At 60.2% G+C, this 1597-nt stretch carries 3 protein-coding genes; all 3 read right to left on the bottom strand.

The window, feature by feature from the left end:
- Nucleotides 1-125: 125 nt before the first annotated feature.
- The gene (locus V6C16_RS12820; RefSeq protein WP_333543394.1) at nt 126-506 is read right to left on the bottom strand and encodes an AzlD domain-containing protein; all 381 of its coding nucleotides are present in this window, start codon (nt 504-506) and stop codon (nt 126-128) included.
- Nucleotides 503-1252, bottom strand: a complete 750-nt coding sequence (locus V6C16_RS12815; protein ID WP_333534457.1) for an AzlC family ABC transporter permease — start codon at nt 1250-1252, stop codon at nt 503-505. Before V6C16_RS12815 ends, V6C16_RS12820 begins: the two co-directional genes overlap by 4 nt.
- Before the next feature lie 71 nt (nt 1253-1323).
- Nucleotides 1324-1597 (bottom strand): HPP family protein (locus V6C16_RS12810; protein WP_333543393.1); only part of this gene is annotated, 274 nt, incomplete at its 5' end.

Here is a 1597-nt window from a genome sequence, read left to right as displayed (position 1 = left end):
CCGCCGGAACGACGCCCAGGGAAAGATGGACAGGCATAGGCTGATGGTGGTGGCGTCCATGCTGTACAGCTTGCACTTGAAGCGGAATTTGTGACGAGGCGCACGAAGATGGCACAGGCCATACATTACAGCGAACAGGTCTTTGAAAAATTCCACAGGCCTTGAATTGTTGGCATCGGCAGAATAACCAGGCCGATGCCCACAACAATGGTCAGAAAATAGTTTTTGCTCCACCACGCCACCACCAGCGCCGGCAGGGCCGCCATGAGAAAGAGGTTGGACGGCCCGGCATTGAACGAACCTTCGTAGATGAAGATGTCCGGGCCTACCAGCGCGGCCATGACCGCCACAGGAACAAAGGAGAGCCAGTGCCGGAGAAGCGGGGGCAGGTTGTCGCCCTTGAGAAAGGTGACGGGCAGAATCTTGGGCAGCAGGGTTACCAGGGTGCTGCCCAGAATGCACAGGATGAGGCCCGTGTGGGTATCAAGCCAGCCGGATTCATTCATGAGCGCACCTCGTCGGAATGTGCGGGCGTGCGGGAGCGCGCGTTTTCCTTTTTCTCCCGGTACAGCAGCAGGGCCGTACCCAGGCTTGCGCCCGCCACTGTGGCAACGGCGATGTTCCACTGGCTCATACCCGCGCTTTTGAGGGCAATGGACAGGGTCATGGTGAAAAGGGCCACCAGAACATGCAGGCGGCTCACGCACTGCGGCACCAGCAGGGCCAGAAACATGGCCGTAAGCGCGTAATCAAGGCCCAGGGGTTTTACATCGCTGACCAGTTCGCCGCAAAACGCTCCTATGGCGCTGCCGCCCACCCAGGCAAGCTGTGTGGTCTGGTTGCACACAAATAGTGTGGTCAGGTTGCGCTTCCAGCCGTTCTGGAAGGCCGTGATGTGGACGGCAAAAGTTTCGTCCGTAAGGCCAAGCCCCAGCAGAAAGCGCTGCATGCGGGGCAGCCCCGCCAGCCAGGGAGACTCTGCGGCCGACTGGAGCAGGTAACGCAGATTCACGATAAAAACCGCCGCCATGATGGACAGCGCTCCTGCTCCCGCTCCCCACATGCTGGCAAAGACAAACTGTCCCGAGCCGGAAAACATGAGTACCGACATGGCGACAGCCAGGGAAGGGGGAATGTTGTTTTTGACCGCCAGAACGCCAAAGGCAAAGCCTACCGGGGTATACCCGAGAACAATGGGCAGTGCGCGGCGCAGCCCCTCCGCCAGGGGGGACGCGGGGGAAATGCTCGACATGTTGCAAACCTCGCCGGATACCGGAAAAGAAAAGGGCTACCCTTTTTGGTGCTGCGTGGCAAGTCGGCGTTTCACCACCAGAATGTGGGATATTTTTTCCCGGCGGCAAGGTTGTTGGCTGCAAGGGCCAGCAAAAGCATGCACACGGCTCCTGCGGCGCAAGGCAGCAAGACGTACCAGTAGCCCATGCTGTGGATGCCAGGCCCGCCGATAACGGCAATAAGGGCCGTGGCTCCGCCCGGAGGGTGCAGGGTCTGGGTCATGTGCATAAGGGCGATGGCTGTGGAAACGGCCAGCGCCGAGGCAAGGACCGGCTCTGCCCCCAGCATGGCCTGGCTGCTTACA

Origin of the sequence: Desulfovibrio sp. 1188_IL3213, assembly GCF_036763145.1 — a bacterium.
Lineage (GTDB): Bacteria > Desulfobacterota > Desulfovibrionia > Desulfovibrionales > Desulfovibrionaceae > Desulfovibrio.
This window is presented reverse-complemented; position numbering and strand designations above follow the sequence as displayed.